Genomic DNA, 2894 nt, shown 5'->3' on the forward strand with positions numbered 1-2894 from the left:
GGAGGGGGCAACCCTGACGGCGTACCTTTTGTATAATGGGTCAACGACTTAGTGTAACTAGCAAGCTTAAGCCGGTAGGTGTAGGCGCAGCGAAAGCGAGTCTGAACAGGGCGTTCAGTTAGTTGCATTAGACCCGAAACCGAGTGATCTAGCCATGAGCAGGTTGAAGGTTGGGTAACACCAACTGGAGGACCGAACCCGCATCTGTTGCAATAGATTGGGATGACTTGTGGCTAGGGGTGAAAGGCCAATCAAACTCGGAAATAGCTGGTTCTCCGCGAAAACTATTTAGGTAGTGCGTCGATCGAATACCCCGGGGGGTAGAGCACTGGATGGGCTATGGGGACTCACCGTCTTACTGATCCTAACCAAACTCCGAATACCCGGGAGTACTAATCGGCAGACACACGGCGGGTGCTAACGTCCGTCGTGAAAAGGGAAACAACCCTGACCTCCAGCTAAGGTCCCCAAGTCATGGCTAAGTGGGAAAGGATGTGAGGATCCCAAAACAACCAGGATGTTGGCTTAGAAGCAGCCATCATTTAAAGAAAGCGTAACAGCTCACTGGTCTAATTAAGGGTCTTTGCGCCGAAAATGTAACGGGGCTAAAGCCATGCACCGAAGCTGAGGATACGTGACTTGTCACGTGTGGTAGCGGAGCGTTCCGTAAGCCTGTGAAGGAGGACCCGTGAGGGCCTCTGGAGGTATCGGAAGTGCGAATGTTGACATGAGTAACGATAAAGAGGGTGAGAGACCCTCTCGCCGAAAGACCAAGGGTTCCTGCTTAAAGTTAATCTGAGCAGGGTTAGCCGGCCCCTAAGCCGAGGCAGAAATGCGTAGGTGATGGGAACCACGTTAATATTCGTGGGCCTGGTGGTAGTGACGGATCGCAAAAATTGTTCAACCTTATTGGATTGGTTGGGCAGTGGGGCGGTTCCAGGAAATAGCTCCACCATTATAGACCGTACCCGAAACCGACACAGGTGGTCAGGTAGAGTATACCAAGGCGCTTGAGAGAACTATGTTGAAGGAACTCGGCAAATTGCACGCGTAACTTCGGAAGAAGCGTGACCCCATTTTGGGCAACCATAATGGGGTGGCACAGACCAGGGGGTAGCGACTGTTTATCAAAAACACAGGGCTCTGCGAAGTCTAAAGACGACGTATAGGGTCTGACGCCTGCCCGGTGCTGGAAGGTTAAGAGGAGAGGTGCAAGCTTTGAATCGAAGCCCCAGTAAACGGCGGCCGTAACTATAACGGTCCTAAGGTAGCGAAATTCCTTGTCGGGTAAGTTCCGACCTGCACGAATGGCGTAACGACTTCCCCGCTGTCTCCAACATAGACTCAGTGAAATTGAATTCCCCGTGAAGATGCGGGGTTCCTGCGGTTAGACGGAAAGACCCCGTGCACCTTTACTATAGCTTTACACTGGCATTCGTGTCGGCATGTGTAGGATAGGTGGTAGGCTTTGAAGCGGGGACGCCAGTCTTCGTGGAGCCATCCTTGAAATACCACCCTTATCGTCATGGATGTCTAACCGCGGTCCGTCATCCGGATCCGGGACAGTGTATGGTGGGTAGTTTGACTGGGGCGGTCGCCTCCGAAAGAGTAACGGAGGCGCGCGATGGTGGGCTCAGACCGGTCGGAAATCGGTCGTCGAGTGCAATGGCATAAGCCCGCCTGACTGCGAGACTGACAAGTCGAGCAGAGACGAAAGTCGGTCATAGTGATCCGGTGGTCCCGCGTGGAAGGGCCATCGCTCAACGGATAAAAGGTACGCCGGGGATAACAGGCTGATGACCCCCAAGAGTCCATATCGACGGGGTTGTTTGGCACCTCGATGTCGGCTCATCGCATCCTGGGGCTGGAGCAGGTCCCAAGGGTTTGGCTGTTCGCCAATTAAAGCGGTACGTGAGCTGGGTTCAGAACGTCGTGAGACAGTTCGGTCCCTATCTGCCGTGGGTGTAGGAATATTGACAGGATCTGTCCCTAGTACGAGAGGACCGGGATGGACATATCTCTGGTGGACCTGTTGTCCTGCCAAGGGCATAGCAGGGTAGCTATATATGGAATGGATAACCGCTGAAGGCATCTAAGCGGGAAACCAACCTGAAAACGAGTGTTCCCTATCAGGGCCGTGGAAGACGACCACGTTGATAGGCCGGGTGTGGACGTGCAGCAATGCATGAAGCTTACCGGTACTAATAGCCCGATTGGCTTGATCGTTCTCATTGATTATGCTCATCGAACGAAGTTCGATGTGCCTAAGACCTTTGTCCTGACGGCGTACGCAAACCTTTGGTTTGCTGCCTGCGGACGGCCCGCGCCACATGGCGCGACGGCCTCTGGCCTGCATGGGTGCCCAAAGCGCTCATCGGGTCTGGAAAGGTTTAAAGACGTGTTCAAAGACTAAAAACGAAGTGAAAACTTCACCAGCTTCTCACAATGTTGCGCTTCGCTGACCTGGTGGTTATTGCGGGGCGGCCGCACCCGTTCCCATTCCGAACACGGCCGTGAAACGCCCCTGCGCCAATGGTACTCCGTCTCAAGACGCGGGAGAGTAGGTCGCTGCCAGGTCTGCTAAACGCAACATATCTTCTCATTCACGAAAACAAACGGCCCCTGGCCGAAACCAAGGGCCGCCCAAAAGCGGCCCTTTTGCCGTTCAATACCGAAATACGAGGCAAGCCGCACTGGAAACTTTCCCCTGCGTCCCTCACAGGAGACAAATCGCCTTCGGCAATTTGCTCCGGCACAGTCCGCCATCGCGTCGCGACGGCGGAGCCGCGACAAACCTCAAAGAGGTTTGCGCTTAACGCGGGGTGGAGCAGCCCGGTAGCTCGTCAGGCTCATAACCTGAAGGCCGCAGGTTCAAATCCTGCCCCCGCAACCAA

1 tRNA gene and 2 rRNA genes (1 of these 3 running past the window's edge) are annotated in these 2894 nt (G+C 54.4%); all 3 read left to right on the forward strand.

Annotated elements, in window-relative coordinates:
* Positions 1-2226 (forward strand): 23S ribosomal RNA (locus tag ABCW43_RS16245); it begins 576 nt to the left of the window's first position.
* A gap of 236 nt (positions 2227-2462) precedes the next feature.
* A 5S ribosomal RNA gene (rrf, locus tag ABCW43_RS16250) occupies positions 2463-2577 on the forward strand.
* Positions 2578-2816: 239 nt separating this feature from the next.
* Positions 2817-2893, forward strand: a tRNA-Met gene (locus ABCW43_RS16255).
* Position 2894: the final 1 nt, after the last annotated feature.

It is taken from the genome of Neorhizobium tunisiense (assembly GCF_039631515.1).
In the GTDB taxonomy this organism is placed as follows: Bacteria; Pseudomonadota; Alphaproteobacteria; order Rhizobiales; family Rhizobiaceae; genus Neorhizobium.